The 1629-nt window shown below is 63.0% G+C and carries 2 protein-coding genes; both read left to right on the top strand.

The window, feature by feature from the left end; translation table 11 throughout:
- Positions 1 to 271, top strand: a 271-nt coding sequence (locus tag ABT116_RS44790; protein ID WP_351646737.1) for a hypothetical protein, incomplete at its 5' end; no start/stop codon positions are given.
- The gene (locus ABT116_RS44795) at positions 268 to 1545 is read left to right on the top strand and encodes an MCE family protein (protein WP_003941859.1); all 1278 of its coding nucleotides are present in this window, start codon (positions 268 to 270) and stop codon (positions 1543 to 1545) included. The genes ABT116_RS44790 and ABT116_RS44795, both read left to right, overlap by 4 nt.
- Positions 1546 to 1629 lie beyond the last annotated feature (84 nt).

A 1629-nucleotide genomic window follows, 5' to 3' on the forward strand; every position in this document is an offset into this window, starting at 1 on the left:
GAACCCGGCCGGGGTGCTCTGCAAGTTGATGGACCTCGGCAAGCTGTTGCCCGGTGATCCGCGATTCGAGGCGCTGGGACGGCAGATGCAACCGGCCATCGACCAGTGTGCAAATGTCGCCGCGATGACCGATGCAGCGAATCAGGCCGCAGGACTGAATCTTCCCTTCGGCATCCTCGCCGGATCCGAACGTCAGATGCAGGTAGTTCCGGGCACTGTGCCTGGCGTCGTGTCACCGCGACTCAACAGTGGAAACGGGGAGGGCGAGTGAAGCGTTCATTGATTGTCGGCGCCGGACTGTGCGCCGTCCTGATCTCGGCAACCGCCTGCTCGTCCGAGGGCATCTACGCGGTCCCGCTTCCCGGCGGTCCCGATGTGGGTTCCGATCCGATGCACTTGACCATTCAGTTCGACGACGTGCTCGACTTGGTTCCGCAGTCCGCTGTGAAGGTCGACGGAGTTCCCGTCGGGCGCGTCGACGACGTGTCCGTCGGACCGGACGGATGGACCGCGGACGTCGGTATCATCCTCGACTCGTCGGTTGATCTACCCGCCAACGCAATTGCCGCGGTCGAGCAGACCAACCTGCTCGGCGAGAAGTTCATCCAGTTGTCGGCCCCGCCGTCCGGACCGGACTCTGCGAAGCTGGCCGACGGAGACCTGATTCCGTTGGATCGCACTCGCCACGCCACCGAGATCGAGCAGGTTCTCGGCGCATTGTCGCTGCTGCTCAACGGCGGCGGTGTGGGCCAGTTGCAACCCATCGTCGAAGAACTCGGTGCCGCGTTCGACGGTCGCGAAGGCAAGACGAGAAGCCTTCTGGAGCAGGCGAACACACTCATCGGCGGACTCAACGAGCAGCGTGACGACATCACACGAGCGCTCGACGGCCTGGATGTGCTCTCGACCCGCGTCAACGATCAGAACGAGAAGATCGGGAAGATTCTCGAGGAACTCCCCGTTGCGACACAGGTTCTCAACGAGCAGCGTCCGCAGTTGACTCAGATGCTCGCTCAGGTGGATCGACTCGGAACAGTGGGAACCGACGTCCTCACACAGTCCAAGGACGACCTGATCGCCGATCTTCAGGCTCTGCGTCCGACGCTGCAGGCGCTCGCAGACTCCGGTGACGACTTCGTCGGGGCACTTCCGTTCCTGCCGACGTTCCCGTTCCCGGACGGTGTCGAGAAAATTGCACAGGGTGGTTCCGTGAATCTCTTCCTGAGTGTCGACCTGCAGATCGGCAATACTCTCTCGGGTCTCGGTGTCGGACAAGGCGAACCGGAATACCGTCAGCCGAAGTTCGGCAATCCCAAGCCGGTAGTCGATCCGTCGAACCCGTACTACAACGGAAACGGCCCGCGTCCGGGTTGGCCGACGGTGTCACTGCTGCCGATCGCTCCGATTCTGCCGCAGGTTCCCGTTGTCGCCGGTCTTCCCGCCACAACAGCGGGTGATCCGGCAACGCCGGCGCCTGCGGCGAACCCACTCAACCCCATCCAGGGAATGCTGGAACAGTTCGGAATCGGCGGTGATGGACAGTGAGACGCAGTTCACGTCCACCGGCGACAACGTCTCCACCGTCGTCGGCAGCAAGATCGAGGGCGGTAACGCCCCCGACGTCGTGAT

It is taken from the genome of Streptomyces sp. NPDC002130 (genome assembly GCF_040296465.1).
Lineage (GTDB): Bacteria > Actinomycetota > Actinomycetes > Streptomycetales > Streptomycetaceae > Streptomyces.